Annotated in this window: 25 protein-coding genes; 14 read left to right on the top strand and 11 right to left on the bottom strand. The window is 62.8% G+C overall.

The annotated features are described in order from the left end of the window. The first annotated feature begins 31 nt into the window (after positions 1–31). Entirely contained in the window at positions 32–844 is an 813-nt protein-coding gene (mutM, locus tag BMW74_RS10630; protein ID WP_093418353.1) for a bifunctional DNA-formamidopyrimidine glycosylase/DNA-(apurinic or apyrimidinic site) lyase, read from the top strand. A 95-nt stretch (positions 845–939) separates the two neighbouring features. Here mutM and BMW74_RS10625 read toward each other — a convergent pair whose 3' ends face one another. The 5 genes from BMW74_RS10625 to BMW74_RS10605 all read right to left on the bottom strand — a co-directional run bounded on the left by BMW74_RS10625 (position 940) and on the right by BMW74_RS10605 (position 5,672). Continuing rightward, the gene (locus BMW74_RS10625) at positions 940–1,191 is read right to left on the bottom strand and encodes a YfhL family 4Fe-4S dicluster ferredoxin (RefSeq protein ID WP_010466792.1); all 252 of its coding nucleotides are present in this window, start codon (positions 1,189–1,191) and stop codon (positions 940–942) included. Between the two features lie 125 nt (positions 1,192–1,316). Further along, complete coding sequence (gene coaD / locus BMW74_RS10620; RefSeq protein WP_093418347.1) at positions 1,317–1,796, bottom strand: pantetheine-phosphate adenylyltransferase; 480 nt, start codon at positions 1,794–1,796, stop codon at positions 1,317–1,319. Positions 1,797–1,911: 115 nt separating this feature from the next. Beyond that, a complete protein-coding gene (locus BMW74_RS10615; protein WP_093418343.1) occupies positions 1,912–3,507 on the bottom strand; it encodes a GMC family oxidoreductase in 1,596 nt (531 codons plus the stop codon). 163 nt (positions 3,508–3,670) lie between these two features. Beyond that, on the bottom strand, positions 3,671–4,216 hold the full coding sequence (locus BMW74_RS10610) for a twin-arginine translocation pathway signal protein (RefSeq protein WP_093418339.1): 546 nt from the start codon (positions 4,214–4,216) through the stop codon (positions 3,671–3,673). 25 nt (positions 4,217–4,241) lie between these two features. Then, positions 4,242–5,672 carry a coniferyl aldehyde dehydrogenase gene (locus tag BMW74_RS10605; protein WP_093418334.1) on the bottom strand — a complete coding sequence of 477 codons (1,431 nt, stop codon included), beginning with the start codon at positions 5,670–5,672 and terminating at the stop codon, positions 4,242–4,244. Between the two features lie 145 nt (positions 5,673–5,817). Between BMW74_RS10605 and BMW74_RS10600 the strand changes: the two genes are divergently transcribed. The 5 genes from BMW74_RS10600 to BMW74_RS10585 all read left to right on the top strand — a co-directional run bounded on the left by BMW74_RS10600 (position 5,818) and on the right by BMW74_RS10585 (position 8,884). Then, positions 5,818–6,489, top strand: coding sequence for a TetR/AcrR family transcriptional regulator (locus BMW74_RS10600; protein WP_093418329.1), 672 nt, complete (start codon positions 5,818–5,820; stop codon positions 6,487–6,489). Between the two features lie 33 nt (positions 6,490–6,522). Then, entirely contained in the window at positions 6,523–7,377 is an 855-nt protein-coding gene (locus BMW74_RS10595) for a sulfurtransferase (protein ID WP_093418326.1), read from the top strand. Between the two features lie 109 nt (positions 7,378–7,486). Next, a complete protein-coding gene (locus BMW74_RS25460) occupies positions 7,487–7,903 on the top strand; it encodes a hypothetical protein (RefSeq protein ID WP_256562556.1) in 417 nt (138 codons plus the stop codon). Between the two features lie 14 nt (positions 7,904–7,917). After that, a complete protein-coding gene (locus BMW74_RS10590; protein WP_256562555.1) occupies positions 7,918–8,628 on the top strand; it encodes a colicin E3/pyocin S6 family cytotoxin in 711 nt (236 codons plus the stop codon). Between the two features lie 16 nt (positions 8,629–8,644). Then, positions 8,645–8,884, top strand: a complete 240-nt coding sequence (locus BMW74_RS10585; protein ID WP_093418323.1) for a pyocin S6 family toxin immunity protein — start codon at positions 8,645–8,647, stop codon at positions 8,882–8,884. 423 nt (positions 8,885–9,307) lie between these two features. Here the strand turns inward: BMW74_RS10585 and BMW74_RS10580 are convergent, their stop codons facing one another. The 4 genes from BMW74_RS10580 to BMW74_RS10565 are packed head-to-tail and all read right to left on the bottom strand — an operon-like array spanning position 9,308 to position 13,826. Next, positions 9,308–10,324: a hydrolase gene (locus tag BMW74_RS10580; RefSeq protein WP_175479189.1), complete on the bottom strand. Its 1,017-nt coding sequence runs from the start codon at positions 10,322–10,324 to the stop codon at positions 9,308–9,310. 46 nt (positions 10,325–10,370) lie between these two features. Further along, on the bottom strand, positions 10,371–10,982 hold the full coding sequence (gene rsmD / locus BMW74_RS10575) for a 16S rRNA (guanine(966)-N(2))-methyltransferase RsmD (RefSeq protein ID WP_093418314.1): 612 nt from the start codon (positions 10,980–10,982) through the stop codon (positions 10,371–10,373). Then, positions 10,982–12,472: a M16 family metallopeptidase gene (locus BMW74_RS10570; protein ID WP_093418309.1), complete on the bottom strand. Its 1,491-nt coding sequence runs from the start codon at positions 12,470–12,472 to the stop codon at positions 10,982–10,984. The genes rsmD and BMW74_RS10570 overlap by 1 nt, the downstream gene beginning before the upstream one ends. Then, positions 12,465–13,826, bottom strand: a complete 1,362-nt coding sequence (locus BMW74_RS10565; protein WP_093418305.1) for a M16 family metallopeptidase — start codon at positions 13,824–13,826, stop codon at positions 12,465–12,467. Before BMW74_RS10565 ends, BMW74_RS10570 begins: the two co-directional genes overlap by 8 nt. A 343-nt stretch (positions 13,827–14,169) precedes the next feature. On the opposite strand from BMW74_RS10565, the gene ftsY reads away from it, so the two are divergent. From ftsY to rpoH, 4 genes are all read left to right on the top strand, one after another. Continuing rightward, positions 14,170–15,651: a signal recognition particle-docking protein FtsY gene (gene ftsY / locus BMW74_RS10560; RefSeq protein WP_093418299.1), complete on the top strand. Its 1,482-nt coding sequence runs from the start codon at positions 14,170–14,172 to the stop codon at positions 15,649–15,651. Then, positions 15,648–16,319, top strand: a complete 672-nt coding sequence (gene ftsE, locus BMW74_RS10555; protein WP_093418294.1) for a cell division ATP-binding protein FtsE — start codon at positions 15,648–15,650, stop codon at positions 16,317–16,319. The genes ftsY and ftsE overlap by 4 nt, the downstream gene beginning before the upstream one ends. Then, positions 16,316–17,338 (top strand): permease-like cell division protein FtsX, encoded by a 1,023-nt coding sequence (gene ftsX / locus BMW74_RS10550; RefSeq protein WP_093418289.1) that lies wholly within the window; start codon positions 16,316–16,318, stop codon positions 17,336–17,338. The genes ftsE and ftsX overlap by 4 nt, the downstream gene beginning before the upstream one ends. Positions 17,339–17,448: 110 nt before the next feature. Then, a complete protein-coding gene (gene rpoH, locus BMW74_RS10545; RefSeq protein ID WP_093418284.1) occupies positions 17,449–18,303 on the top strand; it encodes an RNA polymerase sigma factor RpoH in 855 nt (284 codons plus the stop codon). A gap of 105 nt (positions 18,304–18,408) precedes the next feature. On the opposite strand, the gene mtgA is transcribed toward rpoH, so the two are convergent. Next, positions 18,409–19,131 (bottom strand): monofunctional biosynthetic peptidoglycan transglycosylase, encoded by a 723-nt coding sequence (gene mtgA / locus BMW74_RS10540; RefSeq protein WP_093418280.1) that lies wholly within the window; start codon positions 19,129–19,131, stop codon positions 18,409–18,411. Positions 19,132–19,204: 73 nt separating this feature from the next. Here mtgA and BMW74_RS10535 point away from each other — a divergent pair, with 73 nt between their 5' ends. The 4 genes from BMW74_RS10535 (at position 19,205) to trmB (ending at position 21,446) form a co-directional block, all read left to right on the top strand. Beyond that, on the top strand, positions 19,205–19,585 hold the full coding sequence (locus tag BMW74_RS10535; RefSeq protein WP_093418275.1) for a DUF423 domain-containing protein: 381 nt from the start codon (positions 19,205–19,207) through the stop codon (positions 19,583–19,585). Between the two features lie 71 nt (positions 19,586–19,656). After that, positions 19,657–19,857, top strand: a complete 201-nt coding sequence (gene thiS, locus BMW74_RS10530) for a sulfur carrier protein ThiS (protein ID WP_175479188.1) — start codon at positions 19,657–19,659, stop codon at positions 19,855–19,857. Positions 19,858–19,916: 59 nt separating this feature from the next. Next, entirely contained in the window at positions 19,917–20,711 is a 795-nt protein-coding gene (locus BMW74_RS10525; RefSeq protein ID WP_093418271.1) for a thiazole synthase, read from the top strand. A gap of 9 nt (positions 20,712–20,720) precedes the next feature. Next, positions 20,721–21,446, top strand: a complete 726-nt coding sequence (trmB, locus tag BMW74_RS10520) for a tRNA (guanosine(46)-N7)-methyltransferase TrmB (RefSeq protein ID WP_093418266.1) — start codon at positions 20,721–20,723, stop codon at positions 21,444–21,446. A gap of 124 nt (positions 21,447–21,570) precedes the next feature. Here the strand turns inward: trmB and BMW74_RS10515 are convergent, their stop codons facing one another. Then, positions 21,571–21,894 carry a DUF3392 domain-containing protein gene (locus tag BMW74_RS10515; RefSeq protein ID WP_093418261.1) on the bottom strand — a complete coding sequence of 108 codons (324 nt, stop codon included), beginning with the start codon at positions 21,892–21,894 and terminating at the stop codon, positions 21,571–21,573. Positions 21,895–21,903: the final 9 nt, after the last annotated feature.

Raw genomic sequence — 21,903 nt, 5'->3', positions numbered from 1 at the left:
GTGCCGCTGCGTTCCCGGAGCCGAGTGCACCATGCCTGAATTACCCGAAGTCGAAACGACGCGCCGCGGTATCGCCCCGCACCTGGTAGGCCAGCGTGTCAGCCGCGTCATCGTGCGCGAGCGGCGCCTGCGCTGGCCGATCCCCGAGGACCTTGACGTGCGGTTGTCCGGGCAGCTCATCGTCGGGGTGGAGCGGCGTGCCAAGTACCTGCTGATCAACGCCGAGGTCGGCACCTTGATCAGCCACCTGGGGATGTCGGGGAACCTGCGGTTGGTGGAGGTCGGCTTGCCGGTGGCCAAGCATGAGCATGTGGACATCGAACTGGAGTCCGGCCTGGCCCTGCGCTACACCGACCCACGCCGGTTTGGTGCGATGCTCTGGAGCCTGGATCCGCTCAATCATGAACTGCTGGCACGCCTGGGGCCGGAGCCGTTGACCGAGCTGTTCGATGGCGAGCGCTTGTTCCAGCGGTCCCGTGGACGCTCGATGGCGGTCAAGCCGTTCATCATGGACAACGCGGTGGTGGTGGGCGTGGGCAATATCTACGCAACCGAAGCACTGTTCGCCGCCGGGATCGACCCGCGTCGCGAAGCCAAGGGCATTTCCCGGGCGCGCTACCTGCGGCTGGCCATCGAAATCAAACGCATCCTGGCCGCGGCCATTGAACGCGGCGGCACCACGCTGCGTGATTTCATCGGCGGCGACGGCCAGCCGGGCTACTTCCAGCAGGAGCTGTTCGTCTACGGCCGCGGCGGGGAGGGCTGCAAGGTGTGTGGCACCGAGCTTCGCGAGGTGAAGCTGGGGCAGCGGGCGAGTGTGTTTTGCCCACGGTGTCAGCGCTAGTCGGTGAGTGGGTTGATGGCCTCATCGCGAGCAGGCTCGCTCCCACAGGGTTCTCGATCAACTGTGGGAGCGAGCCTGCTCGCGATGAGGGCCTTTCAGGCCTTACCGGTAATGATCCGGTACTTGGCCATCAACTGTTCTTCCGTCTCTGGATGGGCTTCGTCCAGTGGAATGCAATCCACCGGGCAGACTTGCTGGCATTGCGGCTCGTCGTAGTGGCCCACGCACTGGGTGCATAGGTTCGGGTCGATCACGTAGATCTCTTCGCCTTGGGAGATGGCCGCGTTCGGGCACTCGGGTTCGCAGACGTCGCAGTTGATGCAATCGTCGGTGATGATCAGGGACATTGGGGACTCCTGCCAGGGCGATCGGCCCTAGCATCTGAAAACTAATGCGCGCAATTGTGCCGCATTGAGGCGCGCAGTGCACGCCGGGCGCGATGGGCTGCAAGTGATTGCAGCCCTGGCAGGCCTTACTTCTTGAAGCGCAAGGTCAGGGCATCGGCCACGACAGGGTGGACGAACTTGGTGATATCGCCACCCAGGGCCGCAATTTCACGGACCAGCGTCGAGGATATGAACGAGTAGCGCTCCGATGGCGTGAGAAACAGGCTCTCGACATCCGGGGCCAGTTGGCGGTTCATGTTGGCCAGCTGGAACTCATATTCGAAGTCCGATACCGCACGCAACCCACGCAGGAATACATTGGCGCTCTGCTCTTTGGCAAAGTGCGCCAGCAGCGTCGAGAAGCCGACGACTTCGACGTTCGGCAAATGCTTGGTGACCTCGCGGGCCAGCTCCACGCGCTGTTCCAGGGGGAACAGCGGGTTTTTCTTGGGGCTGGCGGCGACGGCGATGATCACGTGGTCGAACAGGCGTGAGGCGCGCTCGACCAGATCGCCATGGCCCTTGGTAATAGGGTCGAAGGTACCTGGGTACAACACTCGGTTCATCGCGTCGTCCTGGCGGGAGTCCGTTGGGGAGTCGGATGGTATCGCAGCATTCCCGGTCGGCCAAGTCGCCTTTAGGCTAAAGCGCCACTATCGCGGGTGCGAATAGTCTTTTTTTTCATGGGTTTTTTAAACGCGTCGCCAGCGCTGTGGCCAGTTGCGCCGTGAGCCCGTAGACCGACAGTTGCGGGTTGGCGCCAATGCTGGTGGGGAACAACGAGCCATCATGGATCGACAGGTTCCGCAGTTGATGATGCCGGCCAAGGCTGTCGGTGACCGCGTTTTTCGGGTCCTCGCCCATGACGCACCCGCCCATCACGTGGGCGCTGCCCAGGCGTGTGCGGTACAGCTCAAGGCTCAGCCCGTCGATGAGCGTGCGGGCCTCGGCCAGGGTCTTCACATAGCGAGCGTCGGCGTGCATCGGCATCACGGCCTTGGCGCCACCGGCGAACTGGATCTCGGCCATGGTGTGAAACGCCCGGCGCAGGCCATCCCAGGCATAGGGCGAGACGTGATAGTCGAGCACCGGGGTGCCATCGCCACGCAACTCGACGCTGCCGCCGGGGCTGTCCGGGTGAAAACCGTCGCGCATCAGCGCGAGCATGGCATGGGTGTGCGGCAACTGCTGCAGGTGCTGGGCGCTTTCGGTACCAAAGCCGCCGAGCAGGGTGGCGGCCAGCGCCGGGTGCAGCGGCGGCACTTCGAGCTTGAACGACATCTGGCCGCTGGTGCCGTCGAGCCACTGGAAGTGATCGGAGTAGATGGACTGCGGTGCGCCATAGAACGGATTGACCACCTCGTCGAACAGGGCGGCCGACATGTTCACCGGGTGCAGGAACGTGCGCTTGCCCACGCGCTCATGGGGATCCGGGGCCTTGGAGCGCAGCAGCAGCGCCGGGCTGTTGATGCCACCGCCGGCCAGCACGTAATGCCGCGCCTTGACCGTGATGCGCCGCCCGGTGGGCGCCACGCAGCGTTCGTCCATGGCCACGCAGGTCAGGCCGGTGACCTGGTCGTCCTTGATCAGCAACTGTTCGGCGCGGGCCAGGTACAACAACTCGCCGCCCTGTTCCAGGGTGGCGGGGATGGTGGTGACCATCATCGATTGCTTGGCGTTGGTCGGGCAGCCCATGCCGCAGTAACCCAGGTTCCAGCAGCCGCGCACGTTGCGCGGGATCACGTGCCAGCTATAGCCCAGTTGCTCACAGCCTTTTCTGATCACGTCGTTGTTGGCGTTGGGCGGCACTCGCCACGGCGCGACACCGAGGCGTTGCTCCATCAGGTCGAACCAGGGCGCCATGTCGGCCGGGCTGTGGCCCTTGACGTCATGTTCCTTGGCCCAGTGTTCGAGGGTCGGCTCGGGGGTGCGAAAGCTGGAGGTCCAGTTGATCAGCGTCGTGCCGCCAACCGCCCGGCCTTGCAGGATGGTGATGGCGCCGTCCTTGCTCATGCGGCCGATGCCTTCCTGATAGAGGTTGGCGTAGGCCTGGTCTTCGAGCATCTTGAAGTCGCTGCTGGTCTTGAGCGGACCTTCTTCGATCAGCAGCACTTTGTAGCCAGCGGCGCTGAGAATTTCAGCCGTGGTACCGCCGCCCGCACCGCTGCCGATGATGGCGATGTCGGCTTCCAGGGTCAGGTCGCTGGTCAGTTGCGAGCCGTCGTGGGTTTTCCAGCCGCGGGCCATGCCTTCGCGAAACGGATCGGGTACGGGCATCTTCAGGCACTCTCTTGATTATTCGTGTTGTGGTGACGCGGCTGGCTATGCATTCCAATGTGGGAGCGAGCCTGCTCGCGAAAGCAGTGTGACCGGCACCCTTGTAGTGGCTGTCAGGCCGCTATCGCGAGCAAGCTCGCTCCCACAAGGCCGCACGTTGGCCTCAAACCGTCGGCGGCCCGGGATAGCCGCAATGCGCCCATGACTCGGCGCGGGTGTACCAGGCCATCATCACCAACTGCAGGAGCGAGCTGTGGCCCATGCGCAGCAGGCTCAGCGAGCTGTTCTCCCAGCGGTGCAGGAAGTGGCGGATGTCGTCGCCGCTGGCGTTTTCCCAACGGCCCCAGATACCGGTCAGTGGACCGCGGGTGACGGCCATCGCCAGCACGTCGAACAGTTGCTGGGTCAGCTTGAGCATTTCCGGCGACAGGTGATTGAGGCTGTAGTCCAGCGACTTGAGGGCGTCTTCGAGGGCTGTCGGGGTTTTCTCAATGGCGACGGCGCCGTCGAGCATCACCGGGATCAGCGCGCGCAGGCACGGCAAATCGCTGCTGCGCAGCACCGCAAAGCCGCTGGCCGGACTTGCGGCCGAGCAGCCACTGAGGCTGGCGCCCAGGCCGGCGGTGGCGAGGAACGCGCTAGCGCCCAGACTGAACTTGAGCAGGCCACGACGTGACAGCGCGGGAGTATCGGGAAAGCTGGGGCTCATTATTGTTATTACCCGGTTCTTTGGATCAGCGGATGAACAGCTTCTGGATCAGCCTTTGGATTGACTTGCCGTAAGGCGGGTAGATCAGTTTCGCGGCATTGAAGCGTTGCTTGATCAGCACGCCCTTGGCCTTGCTGAAGGTCAGGAACCCTTCGTGGCCGTGGTAATGGCCCATGCCCGAGGCGCCAATGCCGCCGAACGGCAGGTCATCCTGGGCCACGTGCAGCAAGGTGTCGTTCAGGCACACGCCGCCGGAGTGGGTCTGATGCAGCACGCGATTTTGCTCGGCCTTGTTGTAGCCGAAGTAGTACAGCGCCAGCGGACGGGGCCGCTGGTTGATGTAGGCGAAGGCTTCATCCAGGGTCTTGTAGGGCACGATCGGCAAGATCGGACCGAAGATTTCGTCCTGCATCACGGTCATGTCATCGCTGACATTGAGCAGCAGGCTGTGGCTCATGCGCCGGTCCTGGTCCTGCTCGAACATCGGCACCAGCAACGCGCCCTTGCTGGTGGCGTCGCTGAGGTAGCTGCGCAGCCGCGCCAGTTGGCGGCCATTGATGATGGCGGTGTAGTCCGGGTTGTCTGCCAGGGTCGGATAAAACCCGCGAACGGCCTGGCGATAGGCCTCGACGAAGGCGCCGACGCGCTCCTCCGGCACCAGCACGTAATCCGGGGCGACGCAGGTCTGCCCGGCATTGAGGGTCTTGCCGAAGGCGATACGTTCGGCGGCGTCCTTGAGCGGCACGTCGAGGGAGACGATGGCCGGGGACTTGCCGCCCAGCTCCAGGGTCACCGGCGTCAGGTGTTCGGCCGCTGCCCGCATCACGTGTTTGCCAACGCTGGTGGCGCCGGTGAACAGCAGGTGATCGAACGGCAGGCGGGAAAAGGCGATGCCCACGTCGGCCTCGCCCAGTACCACGCTCACCAGGTCCTGGGGAAACACCTTGGCCAACAGGGTCTTGAGCAACTGCCCGGTGGCGGGCGTGGATTCGCTGAGCTTGAGCATCACCCGGTTGCCGGCCGACAAGGCACCGACCAGCGGACCGATGGCCAGGTACAGTGGGTAGTTCCACGGAACGATGATCCCGACCACGCCCAGCGGTTGATACACCACCTTGGCCTTGGCCGGCTGGAACGCGGCGCCGACCTTGCGCGGGGAGGCTTTCATCCAGCCCTTGAGGTGTTTGCTGGCGTAGTGGATGCCGTGCAGGCTGGGCATCAGCTCGGCGAGCAGGGTTTCATCGGCGCTGCGGTTGCTGAAGTCCTGGCTGATGGCCTCGACCAGGCCCTGGCGTTCGTCGCGTAGCATCTCGCGCAGGGCCTTGAGCCATTGTTGGCGCTGGGCCAGCGGTGGCATCGGGTTGGCGGCATACGCCTGGCGCTGGATCGCGAACAGGTCCTGGAGCTCGCTCAATGGCTGCTGAGCGTTCTGCAAGTAGGCAATGTCGGCAGTCATGGTAGCTCCAGTTTTTTTAGAATGAAGAAGTTTTTAGAGTCTATGCTCTAAAAAGTCAACAGGCATCCGATCCCGGGTTTATTTATCCGTTGGCGGATAGGCCGTAAGATGCCCGATAACGCACAGAAGAATTAAAGCTCAAGCCATGGCCCCACGAATAAAAACCAGCGAGCGCATCGTGCAGAACAGCCTCGAGCTGTTCAACCAGCAGGGCGAACGCAGTATCAGTACCAACCATATCGCCGCGCACATGGAGATTTCTCCGGGCAACCTGTACTACCACTTCCCCAACAAGCAGGCGATCATCGCGGTGTTGTTCAGTGAGTACGAGACCCTGGTCGAGAGCTTCCTGCGCCCGCCCCAGGGGCGCGCGGCCACGGTCGAAGACAAGCGCTTCTACTTGCAGGAGCTGCTGACCGCCATGTGGGGCTACCGCTTCTTGCATCGTGACCTTGAGCACCTGCTCGATAACGATCCGGAACTGGCCGCCCGCTACCGGCGTTTTTCCCAGCGCTGCCTGATCCAGGGTTCGGCGATCTATGAAGGTTTCGTCGATGCCGGGATCTTGCGCATGGACAAGGTGCAGATCGAGTCCCTGACCCTCAACGCCTGGATCATCCTCACGTCCTGGGTGCGCTTTCTGTGCACCACGCGGGAAAACTCCAGCCACCTCAGCGAACAAGCGATCAAGCGCGGCGTGTACCAGGTGCTGGTGCTGGAAGGTGGCTACGTCACCGAGCAGGCCCGCGAGGCCGTCGATGCCTTGTACCAGGAGTTTTACGTGCCGTTGACCCAGGCACTGGAAGAAGTGCAGTAGGATCGACCCAGACTAGAATCGCCGGAGCCCGCCATGCCCATTGCCCAACTGATCAGCCCTACCGACCTGGACCGCAAGAAGGACCAGCCCGGTCTGGTGATCCTGGATTGTCGTTTTGCCCTGGAAGACCCGGACTACGGCCAGCGCAGCTATGCCGAAGGGCACATTGCCGGGGCTGCGTTCGCCGACCTGGAACGCGACCTCAGTGGTCCCGTGGTCAAGGGCGTGACGGGCCGCCATCCGCTGCCGACACCGCCGGCGTTGAACGAGCGCTTGCAGGCCTGGGGCATCCACCCGGACAGCGACATCGTGCTGTATGACGACGGCCCCGGCGCCTTTGCCGCACGGGCGTGGTGGTTGCTGGCCTGGCTGGGCAAGCGCGACGGTGTGTTCATCCTCGATGGCGGGCTCAAGGCCTGGCACGCGGCGGGGTTGCCGCTGAGCCTGGATGCGTCGTCCCTTTCCCGTGGCACCTTCAACGGTACGCCGGACCATGCCTTGCTGCTCGATGCCGAGCACCTGCAAAAGCGCCTCGCCCTGCCGACCCTTACGTTGCTCGACGCCCGTGGGCTGCCGCGTTTTCGCGGTGAGGTCGAGCCGATCGACCCGGTGGCCGGGCATATTCCGGGGGCGCAGTGTGCGGCCTTCACCGACAACCTGGGCGCGGATGGACGCTTCCTGCCGGCGGAGCAGCTCAAGCAGCGGTTTGCCGAGAAGCTGGCCGGTCGTTCGCCCACCGAGTTGGTGGCCTACTGCGGTTCGGGGGTGACGGCCTGCCACAATTTGTTTGCCCTGTGCCTGGCGGGTTATCCGTTGGGGACGTTGTATGCCGGCTCCTGGAGTGAGTGGATCACTGATCCCACGCGGGCGATTGCCACGGGGGACTAAGTTCCCGGGGCGCAGCGATTGTGATTCCACATGTGAATGGCTATGGCCTCTCTTTCTCCCTCGTTCGTAAACTTATCGCCTGACCTGAATAGTTAGGATAAGAATCGAGATGGTCGAAGAGAGCTGGGCAGGGCACCACTGCAAGGTGTGCTACGAACGGGCGAAGCAGGAAAAAGCGCGCCTGGACATGCAGTTGATTTTGGAGCGCAATCGACGGCTGATCGAGCCGCCGCCCCGCCCCGAGCCCCCTCCACCTCCAGTAAAGAAAGCCCCCTTGCCCCCGCTCAGAGGGTACGTTTTCGCCAAGTCGTGCGCGTTGCCCAATGGGGTTGTCAACCACAGCGATCCATTCGGGTTTGTACCTGTGGAGTCGCTCACCCAATACGGCGCGTATGCGGTGCTGGGCATGGGGACGAGTGTTTCTGCGGCTGGGACAGTGCTGGAGTGGATTGGCGGCTCTGGTAGCGCCGTGGAGTTGGCTAAGCGCTTGGGTGGCTTCCTATCGACGCTGGCTCCCCCCATGTAAAGGTCGTCATTGGTGTGGTGCTACCAAACACGACCACTACCGACAGTGCGTTCTATACCTCTGATCAGTACGCACAGCTCACCGAAGGCAATACCCGGGTGCGAGTGAACGTTAAGTACCTGCCGGACAACTCCGTGAGTGTGTACGGGTTCTATACCGGGACACGGCGAGAGTGGCAAAAGGTTCCGGTGATCACCGCGCAGGCTCGCGGGGAGCAGCTTGTGGCGGATATGGGGGAGGGCATCGAGGTCATCTGGACTCCGGCAACTGACCCCGACGCGGTGCTGGGGATTCCTGCGTTGGAGGGGAGTTCGCTAAGACCCACGGCGTGGGTGTATCCGCCAACCGAAAAGGCTGATCGTATCTTGGTCAATCCGGTACACCCGCCTGATTACCAGGATGCGATCATCTGGTTCCCCAATACGGGTATTCAGCCGATTTATATCTCGCTGGGAATGATGGGGGATCATCGTTATTACCCTGTGCCTACTGGCGGACTAACTGCCTTTCCTGATGCGGTCAGCACAAGAAGTAAGAGCGCGGTTCAAGGCGGCGGCAAAAAACGTCCCCGTTGGAAGGATAAAAAGGGTCGTATTTACGAGTGGGACAGCCAGCATGGAGCGGTTGAAATGTATGACAAACAAGGAATTCACTTAGGGGAGTTCGACCCGGAAACAGGCGTCCAAATCAAACCAGCAAAGCCAGGAAGAACTACTCCAAAATAGATAGAGAGGAAGATTTATGCATTTGTGGATCAGCGGTTTCTTAGCAGAGGATAACGAGGATGACTCGTTGAAATACTCACTAACCGTTCTGCCGGAATTTGAGCAGATGGTAATGGATATTCTTGGTTGGAAAAATCTGGCAGCTGAATGTGATGGCGAACTTGAACTAACCCGTGAACAGGTCAGAAAGATATCCCTCGCATTGAATGAAAAGTTACCAATGGAGTTGGACATGTTTATCGGGGTAAGAGCCTAGTGTCCTGTCTTGGAAATACGTTACCTTTTTGACGAGCATCTGTTGCTCCAGGTAGTAACCAGGGTTGCGCATCGTGCCGTCGACAAAGCCGACATGTTCGCTGTGGGTCTGTAGCTCGAGCCGGGTGCAGGGCGAGTGGGAGCAACTGTCTTAGCCATGCCGCTTGTCACCGCCATCGCGAGCAGGAACCTGGGTTGAGCCCGTAGGCGCGAGGCTTGCCCGCGAACCGGCCAGCCCATTCAACATCGATGTCGCCAGACGTACCGCCTTCGCGGGCAAGCCTCGCTCCTACAAGGAATTGCGCTGCGCCCCGGATGTGTGTTCGCCGTGGACCAGGGTGGAGGCGGGCTTGTTGGATCGCCGCACCGTCGCAAAGGCGGCCGACCAGACGAGCTGACTTTCAGATGAGGGGGTATGCAGGGCTTACAGCGGTGTGTGGGCCACCTGGCTCAGCCACTGTGGAATCCGCCGCTCCAGGTAGTAACCCGGGTTGCGCATCGTGCCGTCGACAAAGCCGACGTGTCCGCCGTGGGTCTGTAGTTCGAACTGGGTGCAGGGCGACAGCTCCTCGGGTTGCGGCAGGCTGTGGGCAAAGACGAAGGGGTCGTCGGCGGCCTGGATGATCAGGGTCGGGGTGCGGATTTCTCCGAGGAAGTAGCGGCTGGAGGCGCGGCGGTAGTAGTCCTGGGCGTCCTCGAAGCCATGCAGTGGCGCGGTGACCCGACCGTCGAAGTCCCAGAAGGTGCGCATGTTGTCCAGGGAGCCGAGCCGGGCCAGGGTCGCCAGGCCTTCGTGGCGGCCGTCGAGGAGGAAGCGCCGCTGCTTGGTCTTGATGTAGGCCAGCATTTCGCGCATGAAGTGCGCCTGGTAGACCTTGGAGAAACCCTGGCCGATGCGGTCGGCGCACTGGTCGAGGCGAAAGGGTACCGACACCGCTACCGCGCCTTGCAACTGGCTGTCGCTGCCGGCTTCCCCCAGGTGCTTGAGCAGTACGTTGCCGCCCAGGGAGTAACCCACGGCGTACAGCGGTGCGAGGGGGCGTTTGCGGCGCAGGTGTTGGATCGCGGTCGCGAGGTCTTCGCTGGCGCCGGAGTGATAGCTGCGGGGCAACAGGTTGGGCTCGCCCGAGCAGCCACGCCAGTTCAGCGCCGCGCTCGCCCAACCTTGTGCGCCCAAGGCCTGTTGCAGGCCGGCCACGTAGGGCGAGTTGGACGAACCGGTCAGTCCGTGCAGCACCAGCACCAAAGGCGCTTCGGCACGATGCGGGCCATGCCAGTCGAGGTCGAGAAAGTCGCCATCGTCCATCCACAGGCGTTCGCGTTGTCGCACCAGGTGCGTGGTCTTGCGCCACAGCGGGCCCCACAAGGTTTGCAGGTGCGGGTTGCCGAGGCCGAAGGCGGGGGTGAAGTGTTCTGGCAGTGGGGACACGGTTGTTCTCATGGCAGCGCGGCGGCGTCGATGGGCGACGCCGCGCGTTCAGGCCGGATTAACCGGCGACTTCGACCAGGCGATGCCACAGCGCGTAGTACACCCGCCCGGATTTCTGCTCGCGGTGCAGGCGCCAGGCGCCGGGCAGGCCGAGGGTCGAGGGTGCGTTTTCGCTTTCGGTGTAGATCCAGGCGTCGTCGGCCAGCCACTGGCGCTCTTCCAGCAGGGTGCAGACGGTCGGCAGCAGGTTTTGATTGAACGGTGGGTCGAGGAAGACCAGGTCGTAGGCGGTTGCCGGCTGGGTCTCCAGGTAGCGCAGGGCGTCGGCGGTCTGGACCTGGCCGACGGTGCAGCGCAGGGTGCCCAGGTGCTCTTTCAGGCTGGACACCGCCAGGTTGCTGGCGTCCAGGGCCTGGCCCATGGCGGCGCCACGGGACAGCGCCTCAAGAAACAGCGCGCCGCTGCCGGCGAACGGGTCGAGGACCTTGGCCCCCTCGACGTACGGTGCGAGCCAGTTGAACAGGGTTTCGCGCACGCGGTCGGGCGTCGGGCGCAGGCCCGGGGCGTCGGGGAAGCTCAGCTTGCGGCTGCCCCATTCGCCGCCAATGATGCGCAGTTGGTTCACGCCGTTGTGGACGTTGTGAACGGGTTTTTTCGGGCGAGTGGCCATTAATGCTCCGGAACCCCGAGCGGTTGCTCGGAAGGTTTATCAGTGGGGGCCGGTAACGGCTTTTGCGGCACGGTCGGGCCGACGGTCACGACGACCATCTTGTCCGTGCTCAAGTGTTTGTTCATGGCGGCCTTGACCTGGTCGACGGTCAGGTCCTGGGATTGCTTCATGAAGTCTTCAAGGTAGTTCAACGGCAGATTATAGAAGCCCATGGCGCCCAGTTGGCCGACGATATCGGCGTTGCTGGCGGTGGACAGCGGGAAACTGCCGGCCAGCTCGCGCTTGGCGTCGTCGAGTTCCTTCTGGGTCGGGCCGCTCTGCAGGTAATCGGCCAGCACGTCCTGCACCAGCTTGAGCGTGCCTTCGCTCATTTCGGCGCGGGTTTGCAGGTTGATCATGAACGGGCCGCGGGCCTGCATCGGCGAGAAGCCCGAGTACACGCCATACGTCAGGCCACGCTTCTCGCGGACTTCGCTCATCAAGCGGGTGCCGAAACCACCGCCACCGAGGATCTGGTTGCCCAGCGACAGCGCGGCGTAGTCCGGGTCGTCGCGGTCGATGCCCAGTTGCGCGAGCAGCAGGTTGGTCTGCTTGGACGGGAAGTCGATGTGGTGGCTGCCGGCCTTGGGCTCGCTCGGCGGTGCGATCTTCGCCAGGGCCGGGCCTTTTGGCAGGGCGGCGGAGACCTGGGCGGCGATGGCCTCGGCTTCAGGGCGCGACAGATCGCCGACCAGGGCAATCACCACGTTGCCGGCGGTGTAGGCCTTGGCGTGGAATGCCTTGATTTGCGCCACGCTGATCCCGGGAATGCTGAGCGCGGTGCCGTCGCTCGAGTGCGCGTAAGGGTGCTCGCCGTACAGGCGGCGCATCAGTTCCAGGCTCGCCAGTTTGCCCGGGTTCTGCTTCTGGTACTCGAAGCCGGCGAGCATCTGGTTCTTGATGCGCGCCAGGGAGTCGGCCGGAATGGTCGGCTTGCCAACCACCTCGGCGAACAGCTTGAGTGCCGGCTCGCGTTTGTCCACCGCACTCAGGCTGCGCAGCGAGGCAATGGCCATGTCTTTGTAGGCGCCATTGCTGAAGCCGGCGCCCAGGCTTTCGAAGCCTTCGGCGATCTGGCTGACGTTCTTGCCGGCGATGCCTTCGTTGAGCATGGCGTTGGTCAGCGTCGCCAGGCCCGGCGTGTCGCCGTCCTGGCTGCTGCCGGCGGCGAAGATCAGGCGCAGGTCGAACATCGGCAGTTCGGGCGCGGCGACGAACAGCACCTTGGCGCCTTCGGCGGTGGTCCAGGTCTGTACGTCCAGGGCGCGGTGGCTCGGGGCCTTGCCATCGAGCTCGGCCAGCGATTGCAGCTTCTTGCTGGCCTTGGCCTGGTCCAGTGCTTCACTGGCGCGGGTGTCGCTGGTGCGCCCGAAGTAGGCGCCGAGGGACGCGACCAGTGCCACCAGGACCAGGCCGATCAGCAACAGGCGATTGTTTTTACCTTCACTCATGAGTGGTCTCCGGGAGCAGTGGCAATACATGCGCAACGCTGAGACGTTCGCGAGTGAAATAGGTGCGGGCGGCGTTCTGGATGTCTTGCGGGGTCACGCTTTGCAGCTCGGCCAGTTCGGTGTCCATCAGCTTCCATGACAGGCCGACGGTTTCCAGTTGGCCGATGGCGGTGGCCTGGCTGGTAATCGAATCGCGCTCGTAGACCAGGCCGGCGATCACCTGGGCGCGCACGCGCTCCAGTTCGTCGGCCGAGGGTGCGGTGGTTTTCAGTTGCTCAAGCAGCTTCCACAGGCCGGCTTCGGCCTGGGCGATGGTCTTGTGCTTCTGGGTGTTGGGGGTGGCCGAGAGGGTGAACAGGCTGTCGCCACGGGAATAGGCGTCGTAGTCCGACGAGCCGCCGGCGACCAGTTCTTCACCGCGCTCCAGTTGCGCCGGGATGCGCGCGCTGTAGCCGCCGTCGAGCAGGGCGGAAATCAGCCGCAAAGCGTTGACCGAGCGTTTGTCCTCGGCGGTGGCGATGCTTGGGACGTTGAACGCCAGCATCAGGCTCGGCAGCTGGGTCTGCACGTGCAGGGTGAGCAGGCGCTCACCGGGCTCGGCCAGCTCCAGGGGAATCTTCGCCACCGGCACCTCGCGCTGGGCAACCGGGCCGAAGTAGCGCTGGGCCAGGGTCTTGACTTCATCCAGGGTCACGTCGCCGACCACCACCAGCGTGGCGTTGTTCGGTGCGTACCAGGACTCATACCAGTGTCGCAGCTCCTCGACCTTCATGCGGTCCAGGTCGGCCATCCAGCCGATGGTCGGTGTGTGGTAGCCGCTGGCCGGGAACGCCATGGCCTTGAAGCGCTCGTAGGCCTTGGACATCGGCTTGTCGTCGGTGCGCAGGCGGCGCTCTTCCTTGATCACCTCGATCTCGCGGCTGAACTCGTCGGCCGGCAGGCGCAGGGTGGCCATGCGGTCGGCTTCCAGTTCAAAGGCCACCGCCAGGCGGTCGCGGGCCAGGACCTGGTAGTAGGCAGTGAAGTCGTCGCTGGTGAAGGCATTCTCTTCGGCGCCCAGGTCACGCAGGATCAACGACGCTTCGCCGGGGCCGACTTTCTCGCTGCCCTTGAACATCATGTGTTCCAGGGCATGGGACAAACCGGTCTGGCCCGGGGTTTCGTAGCTGGAGCCGACCTTGTACCAAACCTGGGAGACCACCACGGGCGCGCGATGGTCTTCACGCACGATGACCTTCAAGCCATTGTCGAGGGTGAATTCGTGGGTCGGTTGCGGGGCGGCGGCCAAGGCGGCCAGGGGCAGACAAACTGTGCTGAGCAGCAGGCCAGCGGCGCGGCGGGCAAGAGCATTCATTCGTTTTTTAACCTGTTGGGCTACCCGCTTGGTCTTAGCCTGTACGGGTGAGGAGGTGCTAGGATACTGATCCGTTTTACTGGCGGCCACGCCTATCAGGCCTTTGCGCTTGATCAGGTTGAATGGGTTTGCGGCGGAAGCGCTGGGTTTATCAGCTAGACTCTGCGTTTTCGCCGAAGATGTCGCTCAGTCCTTCGTATTAGTCGACCTTTGAGGTGCCGTTTAGGTGCCTCGACAAAATGTTGCGCGTGAACAAGCTGGGTGAATCGCAGTCTGTTCTGCATCGAATATTTATTTGCCGAGGCGCCATTGGCGCGTCGCTACCGTGAGATAGCCGTCCTCCATGTTTGGTTCCAACGACGACAAGAAGAACCCAGCTGCGGCTGGCGAGAAGAAAGGCCTGTTCGGATGGCTGCGCAAAAAGCCGCAGGAAACCGTCGTCGAACAGCCACAGCCACTGCCCGAGGCTGTGCCCGTCATCGAGGCTGTCCCCGTCGTCGAGGCGCCGGCCCCCGAGGTGTTGCCACTGGCAGAGCCGGTGCAGCAACCCCGGGTCGAGCCGCAGTCCGAAGCGGCGACGCAACCGCCTGTCGTTGAAACCGTCTCCACGCCGTGGTTGACCCTGCCCGTGCCGGAAGAGCCGGTCGCCCTGGTCGAGGACGAAGACGCGCCCCACATCACCCCGCCGATTCCCGCGCCCACGGTGCTCCAGCAAGCAGTAGAGCTGGTGGTCGAGCCCAAGCGCGTCGTTGTCGAACCGATCATCGAAGAGCCCGACCTGCCAGAACCGGTGATTGCCGCCTTTGTGGCGCCGCAACCGCTGCCGGTGGTGGCTGAAGCCGTGCCTGAGCCTGAGCCTGTGGCGGCAGTGCCTGCGCCACCCGCCGAGACCAAGGCCGGGTTCTTCGCCCGCCTCAAGCAAGGCCTGTCGAAAACCAGCGCCAGCATCGGCGAAGGCATGGCCAGCCTGTTCCTGGGCAAGAAAATCATCGATGACGAACTGCTCGAAGACATCGAGACCCGCCTGCTGACCGCCGACGTTGGCGTCGAAGCGACCTCGGTGATCATCCAGCGCCTGACCCAGAAGGTGGCGCGCAAGGAATTGGCCGATGCCGATGCCCTCTACAAATCACTGCAGGCCGAACTGGCGGCAATGCTCAAGCCCGTCGAGCAACCGCTGGTCATCGGCGCGCAGAACAAGCCATTCGTGATCCTGGTGGTGGGCGTCAACGGCGCGGGCAAGACCACGACGATCGGCAAGCTGGCCAAGAAGCTGCAGCTGGAAGGCAAGAAAGTCATGCTCGCCGCCGGCGACACCTTCCGGGCGGCCGCGGTCGAGCAGTTGCAGGTGTGGGGCGAGCGCAACAAAATCCCGGTGATTGCCCAACACACCGGCGCCGACTCGGCCTCGGTGATCTTCGACGCGGTACAGGCCGCCAAGGCCCGGGGCATCGACGTATTGATCGCCGACACCGCCGGTCGCCTGCACACCAAAGACAACTTGATGGAAGAGTTGAAGAAAGTGCGCCGGGTCATCAGCAAGCTCGATGCCGACGCGCCCCACGAGGTGTTGCTGGTGCTTGATGCCGGGACTGGCCAGAATGCGATCAGCCAGGCCAAGCAATTCAACCAGACCGTCGAACTGACCGGCCTGGCCCTGACCAAACTCGACGGCACCGCCAAGGGCGGGGTGATTTTTGCCCTGGCCAAGCAGTTTGGCTTGCCGATTCGCTACATCGGTGTCGGTGAAGGCATCGATGATTTGCGCGACTTTGAAGCAGAACCCTTTGTCCAGGCACTGTTTGCCGAGCGGGAGCGTTCATGATTCGTTTCGAACAGGTCGGTAAGCGCTATCCGAACGGTCACGTCGGCTTGCATGAGCTGAGCTTTCGAGTTCGTCGGGGCGAGTTTCTATTTGTCACCGGCCACTCGGGCGCCGGCAAGAGCACCTTGCTGCGCCTGCTGCTGGCTATGGAACGCCCGACCACCGGCAAGCTGCTGCTGGCCGGCCAGGACCTGGCGACGATCAGCAACGCGCAGATCCCGTACCTGCGGCGGCAGATCGGCGTGGTGTTCCAGAACCACCAACTGCTGTTCGACCGCACGGTGTTCAACAATATCGCCTTGCCGTTGCAGATCCTTGGCCTGTCCAAGGCCGAAATCACCAAGCGCGTGGACTCGGCCCTGGAGCGCGTGGCGCTGTCGGACAAGACCGACCTCTACCCGGGCGACCTGTCCACCGGTCAGCAACAGCGCGTCGGCATCGCCCGCGCCATCGTCCATCGCCCGGCCCTGCTGCTGGCGGACGAGCCGACCGGTAACCTCGACCCGCGCCTGGCGGCCGAGATCATGGGCGTGTTCGAAGACATCAACCGCCTGGGCACCAGCGTGCTGATCGCCAGTCACGACCTGGCCTTGATCGCCCGCATGCGCCACCGCATGCTGACCCTGCAGCGCGGCCGATTGATCGGCGACGGGGAGGCTGGGGTATGAGTGCGACACGCAGCCCGAAGGTTTCCGAGCGCGTGGCCCCCAAGGCCGCCGATCCGCAGCCATCGAAGAAAAAACACGACGAAGATGACGGTCCGGACTTCAGCACCTTGCTGCGCGCCTGGATCGAAAGTCATCGCGCCAGCTTGCTCGATAGCCTGCGTCGCCTGGGCAAGCAGCCGATTGGCAGCTTCTTTACCTGCCTGGTGATGGCGGTGGCGCTGAGCTTGCCGATGGGCTTGTCGTTGTTGCTCAACAACGTCGAGCGCCTGGGCGGCTCCTGGCAACGGGCGGCGCAGATCTCGCTGTACCTGCAGCTCGATGCCAGTGCTAAGGAAGGCGAGAGCCTGCGCGAGCAAATCAACAACATGCCGGGCGTGGCCGAGGCTGAGTACATCAGCCGCGAGCAGGCGCTGGAAGAGTTCCAGCAACAGTCCGGCCTGGGCGAGGCGCTCAAGCAACTGCCGGAAAACCCGCTGCCGGGCGTGGTGTTGGTGACGCCGAACGAAGTCGACAAGGCAACGCTTGAAGCATTAAGACAAAGACTTTCCGAATTGCCCAAGGTACAGCAGGCGCAACTTGATCTAGTCTGGGTCGAGCGTTTGGCGGCCATACTCAAGCTGGGCGAGCGGTTTGTCTTCGGGCTGACCGTGTTGCTGGTTTCTGCATTACTTTTGGTGATAGGCAATACCATTCGTCTTCATATTGAAAACCGCCGCACCGAGATAGAAGTGATTAAACTGGTCGGCGGCACTGACAGCTATGTGCGTAGGCCCTTTCTGTACATGGGGGCGCTGTATGGCTTTGGTGCGGGGATTTTGTCCTGGGGTGTCCTGGCGTTCGGCCTGAACTGGCTGAACGGCGCGGTCGTCGGACTGGCCGGTTTGTATGGCAGCAATTTTGCCTTGGCCGGTGTGCCGGTAGCCGATGGTCTGTCTCTCTTGCTAGGTGCGGTGCTATTGGGGTATATCGGTGCCTGGATTGCGGTAGCACGTCATTTGAGAGAGCTTGCTCCGAAGTAGTGTTTTGTTGTGTATGACCTTTCAGCGTGTAGGGGAACTTGTCTTACGGTTTCCGGTCAATTTTCGCAGTGCTGAACTGCACGAGTTTTGTAAGTCGGAGGTTTTTTCGTATGACCACTTCTTTGCAACCTGCCTATGCTCTGGTCCCAGGCGCAAACCTGGAGGCTTATGTGCACACGGTGAACAGCATTCCATTGCTGACACCGGAGCAGGAGCGTGAACTGGCCGAGAGTCTCTACTATGAGCAGGATCTGGGGGCGGCTCGGCAGATGGTGCTCGCCCACCTGCGTTTTGTTGTGCATATCGCGCGTAGCTATAGCGGCTACGGGCTGGCCCAGGCTGACCTGATTCAGGAAGGCAACGTGGGTCTGATGAAAGCGGTCAAACGTTTCAACCCTGAAATGGGTGTGCGCCTGGTGTCCTTTGCCGTGCACTGGATCAAGGCGGAAATCCACGAGTTCATCCTGCGCAACTGGCGCATTGTGAAAGTGGCGACCACCAAGGCCCAGCGCAAGCTGTTCTTCAACCTGCGCGGGCAGAAAAAACGCCTGGCCTGGCTGAACAACGAAGAAGTCCATCGCGTGGCTGAAAGCCTGGGTGTAGAGCCTCGGGAAGTCCGCGAGATGGAAAGCCGCCTGACCGGCCATGACATGGCGTTCGACCCGGCAGCCGAAGCAGACGACGACAGTGCATTCCAGTCGCCTGCCAACTACCTGGAAGACCACCGGTACGATCCGGCCCGTCAACTGGAAGATGCCGACTGGAGTGACAACGCCAACAGCAACTTGCACGAGGCGCTGGAAGTCCTGGACGACCGCAGCCGTGACATCCTCTACCAGCGCTGGCTGGCAGAAGAAAAAGCCACGCTGCACGACCTGGCACAGAAGTACAACGTGTCGGCCGAGCGGATCCGTCAGCTCGAAAAGAGCGCGATGAACAAGCTCAAGTTGTCGATTGCGGCGTAACCTGCAACCTGGCAATAAAAAACGCCCCGATCAATGATCGGGGCGTTTTTGTTTGGGCGTATTTTCAGTCTAGGTCCCTGTGGGAGCGAGCCTTCAGTGTTGTGGTTAGGGGGCCCAAGGTACCTTGCGCGAATCATTGAGCCCGATCAGGTAGCTGCTGCCCCCCAGTTGGTTCATTTGCTGGCGAATCCAGCCGGCGCGCCGTTGTACATAGGCGGTCGGATGGCTGGCGCTCCACACCCGGGGGTTGGGCAAGACGGCGGCCAGCAGGCTGGCCTGCTGGCGACTCAGGGCGCGGGCGCCGACGCCGAAGTGATGGCGGGCTGCCGCTTCGGCGCCAAACACCCCCTCATCCCACTCCGCGCTGTTGAGGTACACCTCAAGGATCCGCTGTTTGGGCCAGAGAACCTCGATCAGTGCGGTGAACCAGGCTTCCAGGCCCTTGCGCAGCCAACTGCGGCCGGACCACAGGAACAGGTTCTTCGACACTTGCTGGCTCAGCGTGCTGGCGCCGCGGATCGAGCCGCCGCGCCCGTTATGGGCCAATGCCGCCTGGATCGCGCCGAAGTCGAAGCCCCAGTGCTCGGGAAACTTCTGGTCCTCGCCGGCCATGACCGCGACTTTCAGGTGGTCGGAGAGGTTATCCCAGGGTTGCCAGGTGCGCTGCAGGTCGATGGGTTCGCCATCGATCCAGGATTCGATCTTGCGCTCGACCATCAACGCGGTTCCCGGCGGTGGCACAAAACGCAACACCAGGACCAGCAATACGCTGCCACCCGCGAACCAGAGCAGGGCTTTTGTGACGCGGCGGAAGATTAAACGCAGCATAGAGATGGCTTGGCCGAACCCGTTGAGCGGGCCATTATACAGACCCTGCCCGATGATTCTGACTGGAGTTCCCATGCTGCGTGGCTTTTTGATGCTGGCTGCCTTTTTCGGCTTTACCGGTGTTGCCCTGGGGGCTTTTGCCGCCCATGGCCTCAAGGGTCGCCTGAGCGCCGAGTACCTGGCGATTTTTCATACCGGCGTCACCTACCAACTGGTGCATACCCTGGCATTGCTGGGCGTGGCCCTGCTGGCCGCCCAGGTTCCCGGCCGTTTGGTCGCGTGGGCGGGCGCGGCCTTTGTCATCGGCATCCTGTTGTTCTCTGGCAGCCTCTATCTGCTGACGCTGAGCGGGGTCGGCAAGCTGGGGATCATCACCCCGTTCGGTGGCCTGGCGTTCCTCGCCGGCTGGCTGCTGTTGGGGCTTGCCGCCTGGCGCCTGCAACCGACCGCTTGACGCTTGTAGCTGACCTTTAGGTCATGATCGGGCTAGAATGCGGGCCCCTAAAAATGATGGCGGCATTCGGCATGCGCATTCAGTTGAACGGCGAATCCCTTGAACTGCCCGACGGTGAAACCGTCGCGGCCCTGCTGACCCGCCTGGACTTGACCGGGCGCCGGGTGGCGGTCGAACTCAACCTGGATATCGTCCCGCGCAGCCAGCATGCCGAGACCACCCTGAATGAAGGCGACTCGGTGGAAGTGGTGCACGCCATCGGCGGCGGCTAACCCCCCGCCTGCGCCCTACACGTATTGAGCAAGCACCTCACCCCAACAGAGGATTTTCGATGAGTAACGTTCGCAGCGACAAGCCGTTCGTCCTGGCTGGCCGTACTTACCAGTCGCGCCTGCTGGTCGGCACCGGCAAGTACCGTGACATGGAAGAAACCCGCCTGGCCATCGAAGCCTCGGGTGCCGAGATTGTCACGTTCGCCGTGCGCCGCACCAACCTGGGTCAGAACCCGGGTGAGCCGAACTTGCTCGACGTCCTGTCGCCCGAGCGCTACACCTTCCTGCCGAACACCGCCGGTTGCTTCGACGCCATCGAGGCGGTGCGCACCTGTCGCCTGGCCCGTGAGCTGCTCGGCGGCCACAACCTGGTGAAGCTGGAAGTGCTGGCGGACCAGAAGACCCTGTTCCCGAACGTGATCGAAACCCTCAAGGCCGCCGAAGTGTTGGTCAAGGAAGGTTTTGACGTGATGGTGTACACCAGCGATGACCCGATCATTGCCCGTCAACTGGCGGAAATCGGCTGCATCGCGGTCATGCCGCTGGCCGGCCTGATCGGTACGGGCCTGGGCATCTGCAACCCGTACAACCTGCAGATTATCCTCGAAGAAGCCAAGATCCCGGTGCTGGTGGATGCGGGCGTCGGTACCGCGTCCGATGCCACCATTGCCATGGAACTGGGGTGTGAAGCGGTGCTGATGAACTCGGCCATCGCCCATGCCCAGCAGCCGGTGATGATGGCTGAGGCCATGAAACACGCCATCGTCGCGGGCCGCCTGGCCTACCTCGCCGGCCGTATGCCGAAGAAACTCTATGCCAGCGCCTCCTCGCCGCTGGATGGTCTGATCAAGTAAGAGCCATTGATGACTGAATCGAACGACACGCCAATCCAGACGGAAGAAGGCGAAGAGCGCCAACACCGCCGCATCAAGAGTTTCGTGATGCGCGCCGGGCGCATGACCGAAGGCCAGCAAAAGGGCCTGGAACAGGGCACGCCGCTGTTCGTCCTGCCGCTGGCCGATGCACCGGTGGATTTTGACCAGGTGTTTGGCCGCTCGGCCCCACGCTCGCTGGAAATCGGCTTTGGCATGGGCCACTCGCTGCTGGAAATGGCAGCCGCCTCGCCGGAGCAGGACTTCATTGGCGTCGAAGTGCACCGTCCAGGTGTCGGCGCACTGCTCAATGGCGTGCTGACGCAAGGCTTGACCAACCTGCGGGTCTACGATTGCGACGCGATCGAAGTGCTCAACCGGTGCGTGGCCGACAACAGCCTGGATCGCCTGATGCTGTTCTTCCCGGACCCGTGGCACAAGAGCCGCCATCACAAGCGCCGCATCGTCCAGGCCTCGTTCGCCGAGCTGGTGCGCAGCAAGTTGAAGGTCGGCGGTGTGCTGCACATGGCCACCGACTGGGAACCGTACGCCGAGTACATGTTGGAAGTGATGGACGTCGCGCCGGGTTACCGCAACCTGGCCGAAGACGGTAAATGCGTCCCGCGCCCGGCCGAGCGCCCGATCACCAAGTTCGAACGCCGCGGCGAACGGCTTGGGCATGGCGTCTGGGACTTGAAGTTCGAGAAGCAGTCCTAAGCCATAACGCAAGACAATGTGGGGGCTTGCCCGCGAAGGCGGCGTAACAACCAACAGAGATGTTGAATGTTATGGCCTCTTCGCGGGCAAGCCCGCTCCCACAGGTGTTAGGTGGTAGGTGGGTTCAGCGGCGGTCGGCGATCACGCCGATCAGCACCAGCACCACCAACAGCACCGGCGCCAGGCTGTAGTTGTTGAACTGGCTCAGGCCCTTGACGATCCAGGGCGTGGCGTAGATCAGGGCCGCGCCGCTGCCGATCACGCACAGCAGGGCCATCAGCGGGACGCGCAAGGCGCCGGCGAAGTTGCCCAGGCGTTGTTCCACCCAGCCCTTGAAGTCGGCGCCAAACAGCACCAGCAAGCAGCCCATCAAGGCCAGGGATATTTCCGACAGGTTGCTGCGGCTCCAGCGAGACACGGTCGCCAGCAGGTCGAGTACCAAATCCATTCGATTTCC

Source organism: Pseudomonas sp. ok272 (assembly GCF_900109995.1).
GTDB lineage: Bacteria > Pseudomonadota > Gammaproteobacteria > Pseudomonadales > Pseudomonadaceae > Aquipseudomonas.
Note: the sequence above shows the minus strand (reverse complement) of the source record. Positions and strands in the feature narration are given on the sequence as shown.